Source organism: Paenibacillus guangzhouensis (assembly GCF_009363075.1).
GTDB classification, from domain to species: Bacteria; Bacillota; Bacilli; order Paenibacillales; family Paenibacillaceae; genus Paenibacillus_K; species Paenibacillus_K guangzhouensis.
Map to the genome: position 1 here is coordinate 4,151,085 of NZ_CP045293.1, position 20,221 is coordinate 4,171,305.

A 20,221-nucleotide genomic window follows, 5' to 3' on the forward strand; every position below is an offset into this window, starting at 1 on the left:
CGCTGAGCGCCTTCGCAGGCCCAATAACTGCCTTTTGGCAGTTATTTCGGGCGCTGAGCGCCTTCGCGGGCTCAATAACTGCCTTTTTGCAGTTATTTCGGGCCCTGAGCGCCTTCACGGGCTCAATAACTGCTTTTTTGCAGTTATTTCGGGCGCTGAGCGCCTTCGCGGGCTCAATAACTGCCTTTTTGCAGTTATTTCGGGCCCTGAGCGCCTTCACGGGCTCAATAACTGCTTTTTTGCAGTTATTTCGGGTGCTGAGCGGCCTTCGCAGGCTCAATAACTGCCTTTTTGCAGTTATTTCGAGCACAGGGGCGCCTTCGCGAGCCCAATAACTGCCTTTTTGCAGTTATTTCGGGCGCTGGGCCCCTCCCAAAGCACACAAAAAAAGGATAGCGACTCCGCAGTATGCAGAGTTGCTATCCTTCTTCTTCTTACGAAATTACACCACTTCGAGCGAAATATCGTCATGCTTCTCATCGTACACAATGTGAAGCTCTTTATGGCCCAGATACCACATATTATCATCCTCAATATAGAACCGGATGCCTTCCACCACTTCTGAGAGCGCAGGATTGACTGGTTTATCTTGCATCACACCCAGTGATAGACCCGGTACCACACTGCCGCAACCGCCCATTCGCACGAATATTCTCAAACTATCGCCATCTGACAAAGACATTTCTCTTTTGTACCAACGAGCTGCAGGTGCTTCTACGATCATTCTCATCGCTACTCTCCCCTTTCAACGTTTATGACTTCATTCTATCACAAATGTTCGGGGCCGTCCTTTACCTTCCTGTTAAATGTTTGAGCGTGCGAATTGGTCACATTGTCGGTCTGCTTATTTTGTCGTGAATGTTACGCCAGTTGCCGTAGCCCATGCACCTACAGGTGTTACGGTATACGTCGTTCCTGCTGCTAGTTTGCTATCCGGCGCAAGATCGAACACACCTACGTCGCCTTTCCGGCTGGAATATTTGTACGTCGCTGTCAGCTTGTCCCCATTCGATGCTGTCAATGTCACGCTGCGGCCGGAGAACAACTCGTCACCCGGGTCTTGCGCCAATGTCACGTTAATCGACGTCTCGCTGGTCGCTTCCGCTCCGGTTACTTGCAGAGCTTCGAACGATTTCGCTACGAACGTTGGATTTGCAATATTCGCCCAGTCGGATGTAACCGTGTATTTCACGCCCGGCGTCAAGACCTGTCCCTCCGGAAGACGGAACTTCGGCTCTTGTTTGCCGTCTGTCGATTGAGTGAACGGCACGTATTTCGCAATGATCGGTTGACCGCCTTCCGGCGTAATCGTCACTTGTCTTGCTTGCATCGAAGAGATAATCTGATACTTCTTACCGTCCGCTTGCTCTTGATCGTTCAGTACGAACGCATTCGCCCCGCGGCCGCCGCTGTACGCCGAAATGATATAGCCATAATCCACTACGCCATTGGCTTTTAACGCTTCGATCTCGAACGTATCGTTCGTCACTTGACTAGCGGTTGTCATATCCAATTTCGTTGCATTGCCTACAAAAGAGCCCGACGGTTGACCTTTATAATACATGTTATACGTTGTGCCTGCTTGCTGAACGGAAGTCGGAACGATGTACGTCGCGATCGATCCTGTCTTCAAGCGCGGCATGTTCGTAAGCGTCAGGCCATCGTTGAAGGTGAAATCTTCTTTGGCTTTTGCGAACACTTCATCCGTAGCGGTTAGCGGCTTATCGAAAGTCACGATCAACGTAATCGCGTTCAAGGAACGCACGCTTGTTACCTTCGCATCATTTGAAGGAATCGCTTGACGCGCTGTTGAGAGCAGATAAGCAACTTCTCCGCGTGCTGCGTTGCTGTCCGCTGCGAAAAATGCGCTCATCCAGTGGTTTACTGATTTCACATCACGTTTCAGCGCCTTCGATACGACCTGGACCAACTCGGCATCCGTCACGTTACCGCTCGGATTAAATTGTCCATTCTGGGCATCCATAATGCCTAGACCTACGATTTCACTCGCGACATCCGCATACCACGCATTCGGCTTCACGTCTGTTAATACTGCTTTGTTCTCGGCTGTACCTTCGAGGTTGAAGGTTTTCACGACCATCTTCGCAAGTTCTGCTCGTGTAATCAGCTTCTCCTGACCCATCGAATGGTCCGCATACCCTTGCATAATGCCTGCTTTGCTTAATGTATTGATTGCAGATTGAATATCTTGATCGGTTAATGCGGCTTGTGCATTTAGCACCGCGTAAGGAATCGCTGTAGCACCTAGAGCGGCTGCCAGCATCATCGTTGCAATTTTTTTGGATAATGTATTCATTATGATTGCCTCCTCATATCATTTGTAATTAGCTATACCTGTATGATAGAGGATAGAGATTAACGCCCAAGAAACGAATTATTAATAATATATAAACTGGCCATTAATTTTTTCGAAACAGTGCAATGCTCACATATTTACACGGTAAAACGATACCCTGCCCCCCATACGGTCTCGATATACTGCGGGTTCGAAGGGTCAACCTCCAGCTTCTCCCTTAGCTTGCGAATATGCACGGTGACAGTCGCAATATCTCCACTTGAATCAAGTCCCCAGATCCGCTCGAACAGATCCTCTTTACCGAAGACACGGTTCGGGTTGCTCGCGAGGAATACCAAGAGATCGAACTCCCTATTCGTTATCGCGACCTCCTTATTCCGGACAAATACTCTGCGTGAGGCTCTGTCGATGAACAACCCGCGAATATGGATCTCATCCTGCGCACTCGGCTTCTGCTTGCCCAGCAGGCGTTCATAGCGTGTCAGATGCGCTTTCGCCCTCGCGACAAGTTCACTCGGACTAAATGGCTTCGTAATATAGTCATCCGCACCAAGATTGAAAGCGCGAATCTTATCAATCTCTTCTTTCTTCGCCGATACGATCAAGATTGGGACTTCCTTCGCTTCGCGAATGCGCCGGCATAACTCGAATCCGTCCATGCCTGGCAGCTGCAAATCGATAATGATCAGGCTGTAGTCTTCCAACAGCGCGCGCTGCATGCCTTCGTTCCCGGTATGGCACAAATCCACCACGAACCCGTTCAGTTCAAAATAATCCCGTTCCAGCTGTGCAATCGTCGTCTCATCTTCAATGATTAGAATGCGTGACATGCTCTCCCTGGCCCCCTTCGTTCAACCGTTTCAATGTAAAAAATATGCTCGTGCCTTCGTTCTCCTGACTTGACGCCCAGATTGAACCTCCGTGACCTTCGATAATCTGACGCGCAATCGCAAGTCCTAAGCCGCTTCCACCCGTTGCAGAATTACGAGAAGGCTCCGCGCGATAAAATCGTTCGAAAATATGCGGCAGTGCATCGGGCGGAATGCCCACGCCATTATCCGTTATTTCGACCGTGACCGTGTCTTCAGCTGCCATAAGCGAAACTCGGATCTCCTTATGCGGCTTATCCATATATTTGAGCGAGTTGCCGATGATATTCAGCACCGTCCGCTTTAATTTCTCAAGATCGGCAATAACCATGACTTCCCCCGCTTCGTGCTGATTCCACGTCATTGCAATGCCCTGATCCTCCAGGTCATACCGCAGCTCCTCAATGCAATCGTCCAGGAAGCGCACAATATTGACAGGTTCGAAGGTGAAAGGCACTTGGTTGAGGTCCAGCTTCGAATAGAGAAATAACTCATCGACAAGCTTGTCCATATCGACAGCCTTCGCATAGATGATATTGACGTACTTCTCCATCTTCTCTGGCGTATCAGCAACACCGTCGCGAATCCCTTCAATGTACCCTTTAATATTGGTGATCGGCGTGCGCAGGTCATGCGAGATATTCGAGATTAGCTCTTTCCGGTTCTCCTCATATTGCAGCTGCAGTTGCACCGATTCTTGCAGTCGATGCCGCATACTCTCGAACGCTCCACTAAGCTGCCCCATCTCGTCCTTCGAATGAAGCTTTAATTCGAACTGCAGATTGCCCTCTTTAATACGTTCCGCCGAGTCGCGAAGCAGATGAAGCGGCTTGATCACGCTTCGTGTCAACCAACGATAGAGAAGGAGATTGGCAATGACTAAGACACCTACGAGCATAATCGATAAGATCGGGAGAAGATTACGGACAACCTCAGCGAACGGACTCCGTTCCCGAATGACGAATACGCCGCCCTTTGTCCCGTCCTTGAACGTAAAATCGAACTTCGCATAAGCATAGAACCTCGCGCCAATATTGAACGTGCTGCGAATTTTATTGTTGTTCAGGTCATACGGCGGAAGCGCCTGCTTCAATTCAGGTTGATTAAACGTTAACGATTCATAGATTTGATCATTCTCGTGGCGAACATAGAGTCCTGATTTCTCCGCCCTCAGCTTAAAATCGTAATCTCTCAGCAGTTCTTTGTTTTTCAGCTCATCGGGATCATTTTTGGCCAAATATTTCAAATCGAGGAATATCGATTCCCCTTGTTCCGTTAACGGATTAATCTGATAATGCACTTTATAGAAATCACGGAAGCTGTGCACGTCCCCAGTCGAAGCAATCGTAAAGAGCGAAGCCGTCAATACGATCACGAGCAGACTTATGACCAACATGCCTGTATAAGATAGCAATAATTTAATGCGGATCGACATGATTTCACCTTCTCACGTGCATAGTTAGTCCACATCTTATCATATGCGATAAACGTTTTGCTATTTCGAACAATAAAATAACTTCGTTGAACAACCCTATGCCGAAGGCGTCGAAGATAGTTGAACTAAGGCGCTCGCCGGATTATAATGACTACGGGTATATTTTCCTATTACTAAGACTTTCGTACCTGGAGAGATCAGACTAAATGTTGTGGACAATTATATTTTTCATCGGATTAGCATTATTCTGTGCGAGCCTCGGCTTTCTCCTTCATGCCATGCTGGAACGCAATCATCGAAGACTACTATTCGTAATTCTGACTCTTGTCAGCTATGGTGTCGTGTTGTACAGCGGCGTACAAGCCATTGATGAGTATAAAATTCGTCATGCGATCAAAGAACGCGCAACGATCAAAGCCTTGAAGGAACTTACGCCTCCGAGCGGAAAGAATACGTCGAACATCACGAATCCGCCCCAGTAAATAATCATCCGATCGAATCTACAGCCACGGCAGCTCAAACTTGATTTCCTAATCGAGCAGAGTTGCCGTATTTGCATTCCTACATATCCGCAGAAGTCCATGTTGCTCACCACTAGACACTAGCCCGCTCAGCCCTCTACGTAGGTACATATGATATTCTAGTTAAAGCGCCCTGCGGGCGTACGACAGGCGCGGAAAGCCTAATGCTAGGAGGTGCACCCATCAAGATTCTTATTATCGCTCCCGAACAAATTCCTGTCCCGCCAGTCAAAGGTGGTTCCGTAGAAATTTGCATTCTTGCTATCGCTCGCCGCCTGGCTAAATCGCATAAAGTGACTGTCATCAGTAAGAAAACGTCCAAGTATCCCAATAAAACCCAGGACGGCAACCTGACCATTGAACGTGTCGATTCTGGCTCACCCGCCACATATTTGAGAGCAGTCCTCGCTAAAATTAAGGGCAGACATTTTGATATGATTCAGGTCGATAATCGTCCCCGATCCTTGCCTAAAATCAAAAAAATGTTCCCGAGTACCCCGCTCTCATTATTCCTTCACTCCTTAACCTTCGTCAGTTCGCCACAGATTACCCGCCAACAAGCAGCACAATGTATGCAATATGCCGATGTGATCATCGCGAATAGCCAATCCTTAAAGTCAGAGCTCCAACACCGATATCCGAAAATCAAAAATAGACTTAAAGTCGTATATCTCGGCACAGATGTCCAGCGCTTCAGACCTCCGACAGTGAGGGAGCGAAACGCTGTCCGTGCGAAGCTTGGGGTGTCCAGTGCCTATGTCGTAACCTTTGCCGGTCGAATCATTCCACGGAAAGGCTTACCCGTACTTATTCGCGCGATACAACAAGCGAAGAAGTCGGTTCCGAACGTTCAACTACTTGTCGCAGGGAATACACAACGCAAGGGCTATGGCGCCAAAATGAAAAAGCTCGCTGCCCAGCTTAACGTGCCAATGAAAATGGCCGGGTACTATGCCCATAAACGCATGCATCAATTCTATTGGGCGGGAGACTGCTTCGTCTGCCCTTCCCAGAAGCACGAAGCCTTCGGGCTCGTCAATATCGAAGCGATGGCGGCAGGTCTCCCTGTTGTTGCATCTGACATCGGCGGGATTCGCGAGATTATCCGTCATGAGAAGAACGGCATACTCATCAAACGATTCCATCAGCCTTCAGCGTTTGCCACGGCCATTCAGCGTCTTGCAACGCAACAGAAACTCACCAAATCTATCCGGCGTACCGGCCTTAAAGATGTCAAACATCGCTTCAGCTGGCAAGGAACTGCGGACCGCTTAATCAAGCTGTACCACAAACATCAGGCCTAACTTGCACGTTAGAGAAAGGAGCTCCGATGTCACGTTATGTCTCAAGTAAATGGAAGAAAACACTCGCCCTGTTAAAAGACAATCAATTACGTACAATCATTCCAACGACAGTAAGGTTCAATGAAAAAAATTTGGATACGATGCTGAAAAAGCATGCGATGCTCTATGTCAAACCGGAGATCGGCTCATTCGGCCACGGCGTCATCCGCATTGAGAAACATCGGAAGCATTTTCAGTACCAATCCAAAGAGAAAATATACAAATTCAAAACCTTTCCATTGATGTACGCTGCGCTGAAAAAGACCATCGGAAAACGATCCTATTTAATTCAGACCGGCATTGAACTGCTTAAGCATCAGAAGCATGCCTTTGACCTGCGTGTGATGGTGCAAATTAATCCGAATCAGCAATGGGAGGCGACGGGGATTATCGGCCGTGTAGCCGCGCCGAACAAGATTGTGACGAACTATCATAGTGGAGGAACACCGAAGCCGCTAGAGCCTCTGTTAAGTCCTTATTTATCCAAGGCGGATCTACGGAAGAAGACCGTCGAACTGAACCAAATTGGCATCCGTACAGGCAAAGCGATGCAGCGCAAATTTGCCGGTGTCTGTGAGCTCGGGGTGGATATCGGACTCGATGGGGAGCGTAAACCTTGGATTTTTGAGGTGAATACTTCACCGGATCGATATATTTTCAAGAAGCATCCGAACAAAGCCATTTTCCGAAAAATTATGTCCTACGCGAAGGCATACGAAGCGAGAATGAAGAGAAAGAAAAAATAATACGTTCCAAGCAAAAGGGAGGCTCATCATGAGCCTCCCTTTATGTATCAGCTTGCCTACGGGCTCTCCGTGACAGGCGCTTCCTCGGCAGCTTTTTTCGCCGATTTGCGTCGAATGAAATTCCATATCGCCACAGGAATCGCGATCACCAGGAACCAAGCTTTCTTCAAGAAGACGAGTCCTAGAGCCAGGAGTCCTACTTTCTTCGCAACTGCGATCCCCGCTGCGCCAAGAATCAATCCTGATAACCCATACTCAGCGGTCTTGTCGACACTTTCATCGAAATCCTCGTACTTTGCTCCGGGTTTGAAGCTGAAGTTCGGCAGAATTTTGTCTTCCAGCTCTTTCTTATCATGCGCCAGATTCGCTGGATCCGAGATGAGAATCGCGGATACATATCCTTCCTTGGACAACAGACGGACGTTATAATTAATGAATTTCTCGTTATTGGAATCATGCCCTAGCAGCGACCACGTCAAGTGATGCGCCTTATCATCATAGAATGGAGCGACGTCCCATCCATCTACATACAACTTCTTGCTGTCTTCCAGTGTCTTGTTGTTCTCTTCCGTTCCTTCTTTATAACTCTTAAGAATCCCATCAGCATCGATGTCTTCTTTCTCATCATCAACGATATGCCCTGGTTCATCATATTCGAAGATTACCGCCCAGCCCGCATTCTCATCCATCGGGAAGACGGATCCAATTTCTTTTTTCGTTGCGTAGCCATTATATTTCTGTTGCATCTTCTGTGTATCTTCTGCGCCAAGGAATACCATCTCCTTGTCCAAATTGAGCGATGCCAGACTAGTGCCTAGATCGACCGCCTTGCCCCCTTGAATCCAATTATACGTGTCTCCTGCTTCTTCAGCTCCTGCTGTAGTTGATCCGAATACCGTTCCCAATACCACGACAAATGCTAGGATCAGGTAAGGTATTGATCTCCTTGTTGACTCCATCATATTCTCTCCTTTTTTAGAAAAAAGTACCAATGTATTATAGTCTAGTTCAAATTTATGCGTCAATTGGACCATGTGACTAGATGACGCAAGTCGGATAGGTCTAAAGTGGTAGATTATGGTATGATAGTGAACAAGGCGGTTCGCCTTTCCATACCGTAACTTCAAGAAGGGAGTGTTGTTGTGTGCTGAAGAATGGATACCCACATTACATACCGGAGAGAGGATTGGCTGCGTCTCATCCATAAACGATCCGCCCCCTCTCCATGGTACGAGAGGAAGATTATTTCAATGATGAATTTACGCAACATGGTCATCGGACTTGATTCAGATCACATTGCACGACAGCTCATAGCATATTGGCAATACGATGCTGGTACGCTTGCCTTCTGGCGGGCTAGCTCTAATTTTGTCTATACCTTTCAGCAAGATCATCAACCATTTTTTCTAAGATTTTCGGATGAACAGGATCATACGGCAGCCCAAATTGAGGCCGAGCTTGAATTTATGCAGTATCTGCGTAGTCAAGGATATCCCTGTGTGGAGCCCATACGCTCTAAAAATGGACAACTCATCCAAACCATACATGTTAACGGATATGAATACTATGGTGTTGTTTTCGCAAAGGCTGACGGCGTTCCGCTGCAAGAAGAAGTCCTATCGAACGATCATTTTTTTGAATGGGGACGGTCACTAGGCGAACTCCATACACATGCTTCTGCATTCAATCCATCCGGGGAGAAACGCCATGACTGGTCGGATATCCTTCATTCGATTGAGGAGACGCTTCAGAAATATCCTGATGAAATCGAGGCGATTACGGAGCTAGAACAACTAACAGAATGGATGCAGACACTTCCTTGCACAGCAAATGATTATGGACTCATTCATTATGATTTTCAGATAGACAATATCTGTTGGGATGCTGCAAGCGAACAATTTCATGTATTCGACTTCGATGATGCCCACTATCATTGGTTCGTGATGGATATTGTGTCTGCACTTATGGATTTCATGGAACAGGATACACAGGCATCTCAGGCAAAAATAGAACTTTTCCTAAAAGGATATCGTTCCGTTCGCATATTGAACTATGATCTTGTCATGCAATTCCCCTACTTCCTTAGATACTCGCGACTCTATGGTTACATAAGAGTTCTCCGATCACTCGAACATAGTGACATCGCGCCTTCAGAAGCACCCGCTTGGTATGAGGGACTAAGGACGAAATTAATAGCAAGTAATGAAAGCAGAAGACGGCTCTGGTCTAGTAAGCATATGAAGGAGTGAAATCGATGAAAAAGAAAATTGTCTTTCCCAAACCGTTTGCACAAGGCGATACCATCGCGGTCACCGCGCCTTCGAGCGGCGTCCCAGCAGAGCTTCACCCCCTCTTGCATCGATCCCGCAAGCATATGGAACGGCTCGGATTCAACGTAGTGGAAGGTGAGACGATCTGGACCCAGAACAAATGCGTCAGCGCGCCGCATGAAACGCGAGCTCGCGAGCTGATGCAGTATCTATTAGATCCGAACATTCAAGCGATCATCCCACCATGGGGCGGTGAATTTCTAATGGATATCCTCCCTCTGCTTGATTGGGAACAATTGAAGGAAGCCCCACCGAAGTGGGTGTTCGGCTACTCCGATATCAGCACGTTCTTATTCGCTTATACGTTACGTACGGGTGTAGCAACAGCACATGGACCCAATTATGTAGACGTCAGCTCCTCTGATCCGCTAGATCCCGTTACCACGCGTTGGCTCGATGTGCTCGGGAACTCGCATACGGTTGAGCAAGTCTCCTCCACCCATTATCAATCGGCATGGAACCATGAAATACCTGGCTTTCACCTTGATACATTATCTACGTGGAAATTTCTCGGCGAAAACAAGATGGCAGCTGCGGATGAGAAGATTTCCTTTGCGGGACGCCTGATCGGTGGTTGTATGGATACGATATCAATTCTAATCGGGACACCCTACGCCCCGGTGCAGACATTCATTCAAGACTACTGCAGTCAAACCGGCGTCATCTGGTATCTGGAGAGCTGCGAGATGAATGCAGCCGACATCTACCGCCATCTCTGGCAGATGAAGCAATGCGGTTGGTTCGAGCATGCCGCAGGCATCCTCATCGGCAGACCTGCTGGTTATTCACCAACGCAAGACTTCGAGTTGACCGATGCGCTCACGGCCGCACTGGGTGATCTCAACATTCCTGTCCTATATGACGTAGATATTGGTCATATGCCACCGCAGCTGACGCTCATCAACGGGGCGCTCGCTACGGTAACCTATCAAGACGGACAAGGCCAAGTCGTCATGACATTTGAATAAATAACTGCTCACCGAAGCAAAGAAGGCCTCACGGTTGAATCCCCTGATGTGTAAACATCATCAAGTTCAACGTGAGGCCTTCGCACGTGGCTGTCACAAACCTTCGCTCGATGAATCGCTTCATCTATCTCAAGCTACGGCCGACTAATATATGCCACATAATCCCTAGCGCTAGCTTCGACCGCTTCATCTGTCGCGCTTAATGCGCCATGGTAAATGAATGCCGGCTTATACACCGTCCCGATCAGATTGCTCGTCGCAACGAACGGCTTCAGCAGCTCGCTCATCGAGAAGTGATTCCCGCCGCCGGCTTGGTATTTGCCTGCTTCACTCCCGGTCGACACCGCCAACATGAGCTCTTTGCCGTGCAGCTTCGTACCTTCCGCTCCGTAAGCCCAACCATAAGTAAGAACTTCATCCTGCCACTTCTTCAGCAGCGGCGGAGAGCTGTACCAATAGAATGGGAACTGCAAGACGATTCGATCGTGAGCAAGACATAGCTCCTGTTCGCGTTCAACGTCAATTTTCTCGTCGGGATATTCCTTGTACAATTCATTAATCGAGACATGATGTTCTCTCTCAAGCGCTCTTAACCACGTTGCGTTCACCCGGGATTGTTCAATATGGGGGTGCGCAATATTCACTAAAATTTTCATAACCTTATTCTCTCCTCTCGCTGTCTCACACATGAACCTGATCAAGAATAGGTTCCCGTGATCTTCCTGATGTTATGTGCCTTCCAAAAATTACACGCTATTTATCGTGTTCCCATCGCGAACTTATACAGATAAACGGAGTCAGATCAACGCCCGCCCGTTTTATTCGTATTCATATTAACGCAATAACGCCGGGTCTATACGAGGGACAAGGCCTTCATCCGCAGCACGGGTTAGCAATGCTGAAATCGCTGCATATCCGTCTTCCCCTAAGTTCGCCGTGAACTCGTTCACATAGAGGTCAATATGTGCCGCCGCCACCTCAGGTGACAATTCTTGCGCATGCTGGAGAATATACGCCTGGGATATCTCAGGATGTGCCCACGCGTATTCGACTGAAGCCTTAATCCAACCTGCCAGCGCTTCGAGATCCATCGTTCTACGTGCGATAATCGCACCGAGCGGGATCGGTAACCCTGTATCGGTCTCCCACCAGTGCCCAAGATCCGCCATCAATGACAAACCATAATTCTGATACGTAAACCTTGCTTCATGAATGACAAGGCCCGCATCCATCTGACCGTCTCGCACGGCCGGCATAATCTGATCGAACGGCATAACGACGATCTCCCCGAGCCCGCCTGCCACATGGTCTGCTGCCCATAGCCGGAACAAGAGATACGCCGTTGACCGATCACTCGGAACAGCAATTCGCTTACCGGACAGCGATGCAGGGTCAGCTCCGCCGTCCTTCATCAGGACTAGCGGCCCGCAGCCTCGGCCAAGCGCGCCGCCACATGGCAATAGAGCGTAATCTTCGAGAAGCCAAGGCAATGCCGCATACGAGATTTTGAGCACATCCGGCCCTTCGCGCCGCGCTGCCAAATAATTCGTAATATCAATATCCGCATACATGACATCCAGTTCGGGTGCGCCTGGAATCAATCCATGCACCCAAGCATGGAAGACGAATGTGTCATTGGGACAAGGTGAAAATGCGATTTCCATTTAAAGAACCTCCTCTAATCGCGCAAAAGCTGCAGTTAAAGCTGTTAGCGCATCTGGTATCCGCCATGCTTCACGATTGCGCGGACCGATGTTGTTCGAGATTGAACGCAGCTCGAGCACGGGAAGACCATACGAGGCCGCCGCCGCGGCTACGCCGTACCCTTCCATCGCCTCTGCCACAGCTGTCGGGAACCGCGATGCTAGCGAGTCAGCTGTCTCCTGCGTTCCCGTAACGGTTGATAACGTCAGAATCAGACCAGATTGCACGGGTAATTCGGCTGCACGTAGTGCTTCCGTAACCCGATCTGAGAGTATTGCATCCACGGCAATCTGGGATGAACCGAACCCCAGCTCGTCCACCGAGATGAATCCTTCCCCAGATTCTGCGCCTAAGTCCGCAGCGATGATCCCCTCCGACACGACCACGGAGCCAATCTCCGCCCGGCCGATGAACCCTCCTGCGATTCCGGCATTCACGACCAAATCGTAATCTCCGGTGTGAATTGCCTTCGTCGTGTTAATGGCAGCAATTACGGAACCTACGCCTGCGACACATACATCGAACCGATCCTGATCTTGGAGTCCGCGCAGCACCGCCTGCCTCTCGGCTTCAACGGAGGTCATGATCAGAACGCGCAATTTTTGAGCCTGTGCCGCTTCTCCCTCATTTCCTTGAGTTAACATTTCCCATCCTCCTCTGTACCCATTTGCTCTCTTAAACCTTATATAACTAGGGTATCATGCTTTGCTTCAATTTGAAAACGATCGCATATTGTGACTTTTTTAATTGACATTGTGTAAAATACTTCACAAAAAGATCACAAAGATGTATAATACAAGTAGGGACCCGATCCAATGATATCGCTTGCAGGCAAATCATACATTCTAATAGATAAGAAGGTTGATCTTCATGGGACGTTTAACAGGTAAAGTAGCTATTATTACCGGAGCAGCAACAGGAATGGGCGCATCGGAAGCGATGCTCTTCGCACAAGAAGGCGCTAAGGTTGTTGCGACAGATATCCAAGAGACACATCTGCAAGAGCTTATTGCGAACATCAAAGCAAACGGTGGCGAAGCTATCGGATTGAAACATAACGTAACATCTGAAGAAGAATGGAAATATGTGATTCAAGAAACGATCAACCACTACGGTAAGATCGATATTCTCGTCAACAACGCAGGTGTCGCTTCACCGAAGACGATCGAATACATGGAAATGAACGAATGGAACCGGATCATGGACATTAACCTTAACGGCTGCGTCATCGGTATGAAATACGTCATTCCTGAGATGAAAAAAGCCGGCGGCGGTTCGCTCATTAATATCTCCTCCATTGGCGGTATCGTCGGTATGGCCGGTACAAGCCCTTACACCGCAGCGAAAGGCGCTCTTCGCACCTTATCGAAATCCGCTGCCGTGGAATATGGTAAGGATAAAATCCGTGTGAACTCCGTGCATCCAGGCATCATCGTGACGCCAATGACAGAAGAGTCATTCAAGACGGCTGAACCGTTCTATCGCACATTCACGCAGCTTCCTTACTTCGGCAACCCGGAAGACGTCGCATATGGCGTTCTCTTCTTAGCATCCGACGAATCCCGCTTCATGACAGGCGCAGAGCTTGTGATTGACGGCGGTTGGACAGCGATCTAAGTTCATGCTTATCGAGTGCAATAAGACAAGCCCCTCATCCATGTCGATGAGGGGCTGTTGTTCGTGTTCTTGCTTCATAGGTCTGCAGCTTCCTGCTCCTTCTTCAGCTTCATAACCGGATTGCGAATATACGGCCCCTGAATGGATAGATCCATCAGCTGTGAAGCCATTTCTTCTTCGGAATACGGCATATTCTGCTCAATCCACCAGATGATGACTTCGAGAAACGCAGACTCTACGTATTTAATAATAATTTCGCGCCGCGCTGTCAGATTGCTGTCATCTGGTTCCGTGCGATTAATTCCGCTGGAGACGAATTCGTGAATGACGGCCATTAATCCTTGCGCAAAATAGGGAATTCGATTCGTCACAAGCAGCGCACGATAGAAATGAAAATGTATCGCAATCTGATGGAACATTTGAATAAAATTTGGGTGCGGTTTACCTAAGGCGTAATCAAAAGCCTCATCCTCTTGACGAATACTCACTTCACGCTGGAACTCTTCCAGCACCGCATCAATGCAATTCTCCAGCAGATCATACTTATCCTTGTAATGCAAATAGAACGTTGCCCGCTTCACCGTCGCACGATCCGAAATATCCTGAACGGTAATATGATCGAATTCCCTCTCTTCCATGAGCGCAATAAGTGCGTCGCGGAGCAATCGCTTCGTCCGTATCACACGCGGGTCTTGCCTAGATTGTTTCTCCACAATATCCATATCCTTTATCATCTTAATGATCTTAGTATAGACGGGAAATCATCGATTGAACAATCCAAAAAACCTTCTCTCCCAGATGGAAAGAAGGTTTTTGATCGGGACCCGGCTGGATTACTTCAATAATTTCATCATATTCTGATAGCTTTCACGCACACTCTCAAGCTCGGACTTCGTCGTGACATCCTGCTCCAGAATGATATATTTGACGGAGCTCAGCTCTTCGGCTTTCTTCACGATCCCGAGAATATCCATCACACCTGTCCCCACTTCAACGAAATCTGCCGGCTTTACGGTACTGAAGACGACTTCTGGCGTAAGAACACCTGAGACTTGCTCAAGCTCGAATAAATTGACAGGGGAAGCTGCAGCGCTCAAATCCTTCTGATGCAATAACCCTAGGCGAGTTCCGAGCCGGTCCATATACGCAATCGGATCCACGCCTGCTCGAAGTGCCCAATAGGTATCGAATTCTACAAGGACATGTGCTGGATCGGTATTCTCGAGTAGAATATCCATGATCGTCTGACCATCGAATGCCTGGAATTCATGAAAATGATTATGATAATAAAAGTCCATGCCTTCTGCCCTGCACTTCTTCCCAGAGGCATTCAGCCATTCCGCGAGCCGCAGCGCATCGTCCTTATCCTTGAAGAAATAAGCTGGCATGACAACACCGCCGCTGCCTAGTTCTGCATTATAACGAATCACTTGGTCCCAATCCAAATTTGGATGATACGAGACATGACTCGTGACAACCTTAAGCCCCATTTGATCCATATTCGCCTTCAGCTCGTGCGCCGTATAACCTACCTCGAAGCTGCCATCCGTTGACGTGTTATGGAAAGCAAACTCCACATTGGTATACCCGATATCCGCCACTTGACGTAATGTGCCCAAGAAATCTAGTGCCATCGCTTCGCGAACAGAGAATAATTGTAGTCCGATTGGCATGTGATGCATGGTACCCCTCCTACGAGAATTGAGTTGTAAACCCTTACATCATCATTGTATTTGATGGGCGGATGCCACGCATCCCCTTTCTTAGCTAAAAATGGGACTTATCTTCATCTTTTTGCCTTCTGGCATGGAACGGTCCTAATTCGCAAATATTAAATTATAACTTAACTTTCGGGGACCAAGACTTTATACTTATGGTGCGTGTTCAAAAAGTCGGCATTTCAGCACCGAGAAGGTTGCGTGAACCCGAAGAAGGAGGAACAGAGTTTAGGCAAAACCTAAATGAGTACCGGACTTCGAGGGTGAACGCAAGATTCGATGTCGAATATACTTCTCGAATGACTTCGTGATCAAATGATGACTTTTTGAACAACCTCTAATGGGATATAGAAGCAAAGGGGATAAAGAATTATGATGCACAAAGCACTAACGATTGCCGGTTCCGATACAAGCGGCGGCGCAGGCCTTCAGGCCGATCTCAAAACATTCCAGGAACGCGGCGTATTCGGCATGACAGCCATCACCGTCCTCGTCGCACAAGACCCGCATAACGGATGGTTCCATGACGTATTCCCGATCGAATTATCAACCATTGAGAAACAAATCGAGACGGTGCTCGCTGGCATTGGTGTCGATGCAGCCAAGGTCGGTATGCTCGGATCGACGGAGATCATTGAGCTTGTCGCACGCAAGATCGATCAGTATAACGTTCGCAACTTCGTGATTGACCCGGTTATGGTCTGTAAAGGCGCAGATGAAGCGCTGCATCCGGAGACGAACGAAGCCTTACGCGATATTCTCGTACCAAAGGCGCTTGTCGTAACACCGAACTTATTCGAAGCTTCCCAACTTAGCGGTATGGCGCCGATTAAGACGGTCGATGAGATGAAAGAAGCTGCGGCGAAAATTCACGAGCAAGGCGCGGCTTATGTTCTCGTCAAAGGCGGTGGCAAGCTTGCAAGCGAACAATCCGCTGTGGACGTGCTCTATGACGGCAAGAACTTCGAGCTGCTTGCATCCGAGAAATTCAGCACCTCCTTCACACATGGCGCGGGCTGCACATATTCCGCCGCGATTACGGCTGAGCTAGCCAAAGGGCGCGAAGTGCGTGAAGCGATTCATACGGCGAAGGCATTCATTACGGAAGCGATCCGTCATTCGTTCGCATTGAATCAATACGTTGGACCGACGAACCATGCCGGGTATCGTCTATCGAACCAAGCGAAATAATACAGACTGATCACAGGCAGAGGCATGATGATTTATGAATCCCGTGGGCATTTTCTTCGTATCATCTTAATAAGATGTCCAATCCAAAGGAGGCTCTATCATGTCATCTACCGTGATAACCCTGATTCTCGTCGGCATTGCCCTCGCTTATTTCGTTATCATGATTCCGATCCAATATGTATATATCCGTGAACTGAAGCAACAACAAGAGAAATCAGGTTTATCGCAGAGCGAGATGTATGAGAAAATGTCTTTTTCCATGGAGCAAGCCCATTTCGGCGTACAGGGCAACCTCTTCAACATCCCGTCTTCCATCGCAGCCAACCTGATCTATCAATGGCGTCATCGCAAATGATCTACGGATCGCTTATTTCAAAATCTCGACATCGCATGTCGGGATTTTTTCTTTGTGTCTAGAACGATGTAGAAATTGAGAAAGTTTGATACAATAAGAGCATATCCCAAGCAGATTTCTGCGTGAAATTAAAAGGAGATTGATCTCATGGCAACATTCGAAGAGCAATTAGCGCAATATGCTGAACTTATTGTCAAAGTGGGCGTTAACGTCCAGAAAGACCAACAAGTCTTTATTACAGGTTCGACCGAAATGACGGATCTCGTTCGTCTGGTGGCGAAGAAAGCCTATGAAGCCGGCGCGAGCAATGTTCATGTGGATTGGGTGGATGAGACACTCTCCCGGTTGAAATACGAGAACGCCTCCGATGATCACTTCACGAAGTTCCCGGAGTGGGAAGTTGCAAAGCGCAATACATTCCTAGATGCAAGAGCGGCATTCATCGCGATCGTATCCCCGAACCCGGATTTGCTCAAAGGCATTGATCCACAGCGGATCGGCAGCTTCCAAAAAGCATCCGGCCAAGCGCTGGAGAAGTACCGTCAATATGTCCAATCGGATAAAGTAAGCTGGACAGTTGTCGCAGCGGCTACGAAGAACTGGGCTGCGAAGATCTTCCCGGATGTCACACCAGATGAGGCACAAGTGCTGTTATGGAACGCGATCTTCGAATCCGTTCGTCTGAACACACCAGATCCGGTTCTAGCATGGGAAGAGCACAACGCGAACCTACATAAGAAAGTTGAAGTATTGAACGGATTCCATTTCCACAAGCTTCACTACACGGCGCCAGGTACAGATTTAACGATTGAGTTGCCCGAGAAGCATCTATGGGTGGGCGCAGGCAGCACAAGCGAGAGCAACGTTGCCTTCATGGCGAACATGCCGACAGAAGAAGTCTTCACGGTGCCTTACAGAAACGGCGTGAACGGCTATGTATCCAGCACGAAACCTCTCAGCTACGGCGGCAATATTATCGATAATTTCAAGTTAACCTTCGAAGAAGGACGTATTGTGAAGGTTGAAGCAGAGCAAGGTCAAGCGATTCTGCAACAGCTCGTCGATACTGATGAAGGCTCGCATTACTTGGGTGAGGTTGCACTCGTTCCGCACGAGTCACCTATCTCGCAATCCAACATCTTATTCTTCAACACATTGTTCGACGAAAATGCATCCAACCACCTTGCGATCGGCAGCGGTTATGCATTCAACGTGGAAGGCGGCAAAACGATGTCGAGAGAAGAACTCGATGCAAGTGGCGTCAATGCAAGTATTACGCATGTTGACTTCATGATCGGATCTGCGAACATGGACATCGATGGCATTCAGCAAGACGGTACAGTCGTTCCGGTATTCCGTGGCGGCAACTGGGCAATCTAAATTATAGATCATCACAAAGACTGCATCCCCTACCTAAGGGATGCAGTCTTTTTCCATATCACAAAACACTTGACTTTAGCACGTAATAAAAATATACTAACTAATATAAAGTAAGTTACTAATTATGAAATTAAAATTTAGGAGGTCCTCCTTATGATGCCATCATTATTTCTAGCTCACGGGTCACCGATGCTCGCGATTGAAGATACGCCATATGCAACATTCCTTGAACAACTCGGACAACAATTGAAACCAAAGGCCATTGTTATTTTCACCGCCCACTGGGAAAGTGAAGTGCTCACGATTTCGACGCATGATCATTCGTATGAGACGATCTACGATTTTGGCGGCTTTCCAGATGCGTTATACGAAATCGTCTATCCTGCAAAAGGCTCGTCCCAGCTCGCAGGTCAACTCGCGGAGCGATTCCAACAAGCAGGCATTGAGACACGCGCTGATGCGACACGCGGGTTGGATCATGGATCTTGGACACTGCTGCATCGGATGTACCCTGCCGCAGACATACCAGTCGTTCAAATCTCGGTACACCCTTATCTTGCACCTGAATCGCAATACAAGATCGGGAAGACGCTGCAAGGTCTCGGTGATGAAGATATCCTCGTGATCGGCAGCGGGGTTACAGTACACAATCTGCGCATGCTGGACTGGGGACAGACGAAGCCTGAGCCATGGGCCGTCGCATTTGACGATTGGTTATTAGATAAAGTCGCGCAGAACGATTTGCCGTCCTTATTCGCTTATGATCAGCTTGCGCCGTATGCTCGTCAAGCCGTACCTCGCGCAGAACATTTCGTTCCGTTCTTCATTGCGATGGGCAGCGGATCGTCGCAACCGCAAGTGATACATCGGAGTTATGACCTGGGTACACTTAGTTACTTGAGTATGGCGTTCTAATAATACGCTTTCGTATATGCAAGAAGACCATCACCATTTCGGTTGATGGTCTTCTTCTTATTTATCTTATTCACGACTTAGGGATTAATTGTCCGATCTCAGAGGAGACCGCATGCGTATCCCCAGAGCTGAAATAATAATGATTGCCGTCATAGGCAAGCCATAGTTTATAAGCTGCCACTTGATTCTCTATATAAAAGACCACTTCGTAATACGTCGGGTCACTCTGCGCTGTCTTAGGCTCATAGGTCGGAGTTTTGCTTCCTGCCTCCAGGATGTCGATGAACTTCTGAATGTCCGGCCCATCCTGGACCTTATGAAGCAGCTGATTCGAACCATTGTCCTTATAGATTTCGATTCGCTCCACGCGCTCCATGACCAGGTCTTTGAACTTCATGGTCCATGCGCTGGAGCCCTCCACTTGATACAACCGGTATCCATGGATCGCATGTTCATCCTTCGCTGCAATGAGTGATTGATCCTTATAACCTTCAACCTCGTATAATTCGGTCCCGATCTCGAGGAAAGCAGCGTCTCCATCCTTAGTTCGATACTCTGGATTGGTCACCACATCACCGACTCTAAAGGCAACCTTACCAACGACGCGTTCACGCAGCACAACGCCAGGATCGGCAAGGACGGCATCATATAGCCCGTTGTATGTCTTATGATTGATTTTCACGAAATCAACCCAATCGATGATGGCATTTCCCTTGATTGGGTTTCCTATCGCATTGCAAGCGGTTATCGTAACCATGGCGAGCCATAGCAGAGCAATGTAAATACGCTTCATCCTCATTCCCCCTTGCCAC

Annotated in this window: 21 protein-coding genes; 10 read left to right on the forward strand and 11 right to left on the reverse strand. The window is 48.2% G+C overall.

Features of this window, described 5'->3' with window-relative positions; genetic code table 11:
* Positions 1-442 precede the first annotated feature (442 nt).
* The 4 genes from GCU39_RS18665 to GCU39_RS18680 form a co-directional block, all read right to left on the reverse strand.
* Entirely contained in the window at positions 443-730 is a 288-nt protein-coding gene (locus tag GCU39_RS18665; RefSeq protein ID WP_152394900.1) for a HesB/YadR/YfhF family protein, read from the reverse strand.
* A gap of 114 nt (positions 731-844) precedes the next feature.
* Positions 845-2,317, reverse strand: coding sequence for an S-layer homology domain-containing protein (locus GCU39_RS18670; protein ID WP_152394901.1), 1,473 nt, complete (start codon positions 2,315-2,317; stop codon positions 845-847).
* Positions 2,318-2,454: 137 nt separating this feature from the next.
* Entirely contained in the window at positions 2,455-3,147 is a 693-nt protein-coding gene (locus GCU39_RS18675) for a response regulator transcription factor (RefSeq protein ID WP_152394902.1), read from the reverse strand.
* Positions 3,125-4,621, reverse strand: coding sequence for a sensor histidine kinase (locus GCU39_RS18680; protein ID WP_152394903.1), 1,497 nt, complete (start codon positions 4,619-4,621; stop codon positions 3,125-3,127). Before GCU39_RS18680 ends, GCU39_RS18675 begins: the two co-directional genes overlap by 23 nt.
* A 206-nt stretch (positions 4,622-4,827) precedes the next feature.
* Here GCU39_RS18680 and GCU39_RS18685 point away from each other — a divergent pair, with 206 nt between their 5' ends.
* From GCU39_RS18685 to GCU39_RS18695, 3 genes are all read left to right on the forward strand, one after another.
* Positions 4,828-5,103: a hypothetical protein gene (locus GCU39_RS18685; protein ID WP_152394904.1), complete on the forward strand. Its 276-nt coding sequence runs from the start codon at positions 4,828-4,830 to the stop codon at positions 5,101-5,103.
* A 203-nt stretch (positions 5,104-5,306) separates the two neighbouring features.
* Entirely contained in the window at positions 5,307-6,446 is a 1,140-nt protein-coding gene (locus GCU39_RS18690; RefSeq protein WP_227793261.1) for a glycosyltransferase family 4 protein, read from the forward strand.
* A 26-nt stretch (positions 6,447-6,472) separates the two neighbouring features.
* A complete protein-coding gene (locus GCU39_RS18695; protein WP_152394905.1) occupies positions 6,473-7,231 on the forward strand; it encodes a YheC/YheD family protein in 759 nt (252 codons plus the stop codon).
* Between the two features lie 56 nt (positions 7,232-7,287).
* Here GCU39_RS18695 and GCU39_RS18700 read toward each other — a convergent pair whose 3' ends face one another.
* On the reverse strand, positions 7,288-8,193 hold the full coding sequence (locus tag GCU39_RS18700; RefSeq protein WP_407671563.1) for a DUF2167 domain-containing protein: 906 nt from the start codon (positions 8,191-8,193) through the stop codon (positions 7,288-7,290).
* A gap of 288 nt (positions 8,194-8,481) precedes the next feature.
* On the opposite strand from GCU39_RS18700, the gene GCU39_RS18705 reads away from it, so the two are divergent.
* On the forward strand, positions 8,482-9,480 hold the full coding sequence (locus GCU39_RS18705) for a phosphotransferase enzyme family protein (protein WP_152394906.1): 999 nt from the start codon (positions 8,482-8,484) through the stop codon (positions 9,478-9,480).
* 5 nt (positions 9,481-9,485) lie between these two features.
* On the forward strand, positions 9,486-10,529 hold the full coding sequence (locus GCU39_RS18710; RefSeq protein WP_152394907.1) for a S66 family peptidase: 1,044 nt from the start codon (positions 9,486-9,488) through the stop codon (positions 10,527-10,529).
* A gap of 134 nt (positions 10,530-10,663) precedes the next feature.
* Here the strand turns inward: GCU39_RS18710 and GCU39_RS18715 are convergent, their stop codons facing one another.
* The 3 genes from GCU39_RS18715 to GCU39_RS18725 form a co-directional block, all read right to left on the reverse strand.
* A complete protein-coding gene (locus GCU39_RS18715; protein WP_152394908.1) occupies positions 10,664-11,185 on the reverse strand; it encodes an NAD(P)H-dependent oxidoreductase in 522 nt (173 codons plus the stop codon).
* Between the two features lie 177 nt (positions 11,186-11,362).
* Positions 11,363-12,193, reverse strand: coding sequence for a 1,4-dihydroxy-6-naphtoate synthase (locus GCU39_RS18720; RefSeq protein ID WP_152394909.1), 831 nt, complete (start codon positions 12,191-12,193; stop codon positions 11,363-11,365).
* A complete protein-coding gene (locus GCU39_RS18725; protein ID WP_152394910.1) occupies positions 12,194-12,877 on the reverse strand; it encodes a futalosine hydrolase in 684 nt (227 codons plus the stop codon). It lies immediately after the preceding gene.
* Positions 12,878-13,103: 226 nt separating this feature from the next.
* On the opposite strand from GCU39_RS18725, the gene GCU39_RS18730 reads away from it, so the two are divergent.
* Positions 13,104-13,850 carry an SDR family NAD(P)-dependent oxidoreductase gene (locus GCU39_RS18730; RefSeq protein WP_152394911.1) on the forward strand — a complete coding sequence of 249 codons (747 nt, stop codon included), beginning with the start codon at positions 13,104-13,106 and terminating at the stop codon, positions 13,848-13,850.
* 74 nt (positions 13,851-13,924) lie between these two features.
* On the opposite strand, the gene GCU39_RS18735 is transcribed toward GCU39_RS18730, so the two are convergent.
* Positions 13,925-14,563: a TetR/AcrR family transcriptional regulator gene (locus GCU39_RS18735; RefSeq protein ID WP_227793262.1), complete on the reverse strand. Its 639-nt coding sequence runs from the start codon at positions 14,561-14,563 to the stop codon at positions 13,925-13,927.
* A 120-nt stretch (positions 14,564-14,683) separates the two neighbouring features.
* Positions 14,684-15,532, reverse strand: coding sequence for a sugar phosphate isomerase/epimerase family protein (locus tag GCU39_RS18740; protein WP_152394913.1), 849 nt, complete (start codon positions 15,530-15,532; stop codon positions 14,684-14,686).
* A gap of 405 nt (positions 15,533-15,937) precedes the next feature.
* On the opposite strand from GCU39_RS18740, the gene pdxK reads away from it, so the two are divergent.
* The 4 genes from pdxK (at position 15,938) to GCU39_RS18760 (ending at position 19,409) form a co-directional block, all read left to right on the forward strand.
* Positions 15,938-16,759 carry a pyridoxine/pyridoxal/pyridoxamine kinase gene (gene pdxK, locus GCU39_RS18745; protein ID WP_193726989.1) on the forward strand — a complete coding sequence of 274 codons (822 nt, stop codon included), beginning with the start codon at positions 15,938-15,940 and terminating at the stop codon, positions 16,757-16,759.
* A 100-nt stretch (positions 16,760-16,859) separates the two neighbouring features.
* Positions 16,860-17,114 (forward strand): DUF3949 domain-containing protein, encoded by a 255-nt coding sequence (locus tag GCU39_RS18750; protein ID WP_152394914.1) that lies wholly within the window; start codon positions 16,860-16,862, stop codon positions 17,112-17,114.
* A gap of 147 nt (positions 17,115-17,261) precedes the next feature.
* Positions 17,262-18,494 (forward strand): aminopeptidase, encoded by a 1,233-nt coding sequence (locus GCU39_RS18755; RefSeq protein ID WP_152394915.1) that lies wholly within the window; start codon positions 17,262-17,264, stop codon positions 18,492-18,494.
* Between the two features lie 153 nt (positions 18,495-18,647).
* The gene (locus tag GCU39_RS18760; protein ID WP_152394916.1) at positions 18,648-19,409 is read left to right on the forward strand and encodes a DODA-type extradiol aromatic ring-opening family dioxygenase; all 762 of its coding nucleotides are present in this window, start codon (positions 18,648-18,650) and stop codon (positions 19,407-19,409) included.
* A gap of 70 nt (positions 19,410-19,479) precedes the next feature.
* On the opposite strand, the gene GCU39_RS18765 is transcribed toward GCU39_RS18760, so the two are convergent.
* Complete coding sequence (locus GCU39_RS18765; protein WP_152394917.1) at positions 19,480-20,202, reverse strand: hypothetical protein; 723 nt, start codon at positions 20,200-20,202, stop codon at positions 19,480-19,482.
* Between the last annotated feature and the right edge of the window lie 19 nt (positions 20,203-20,221).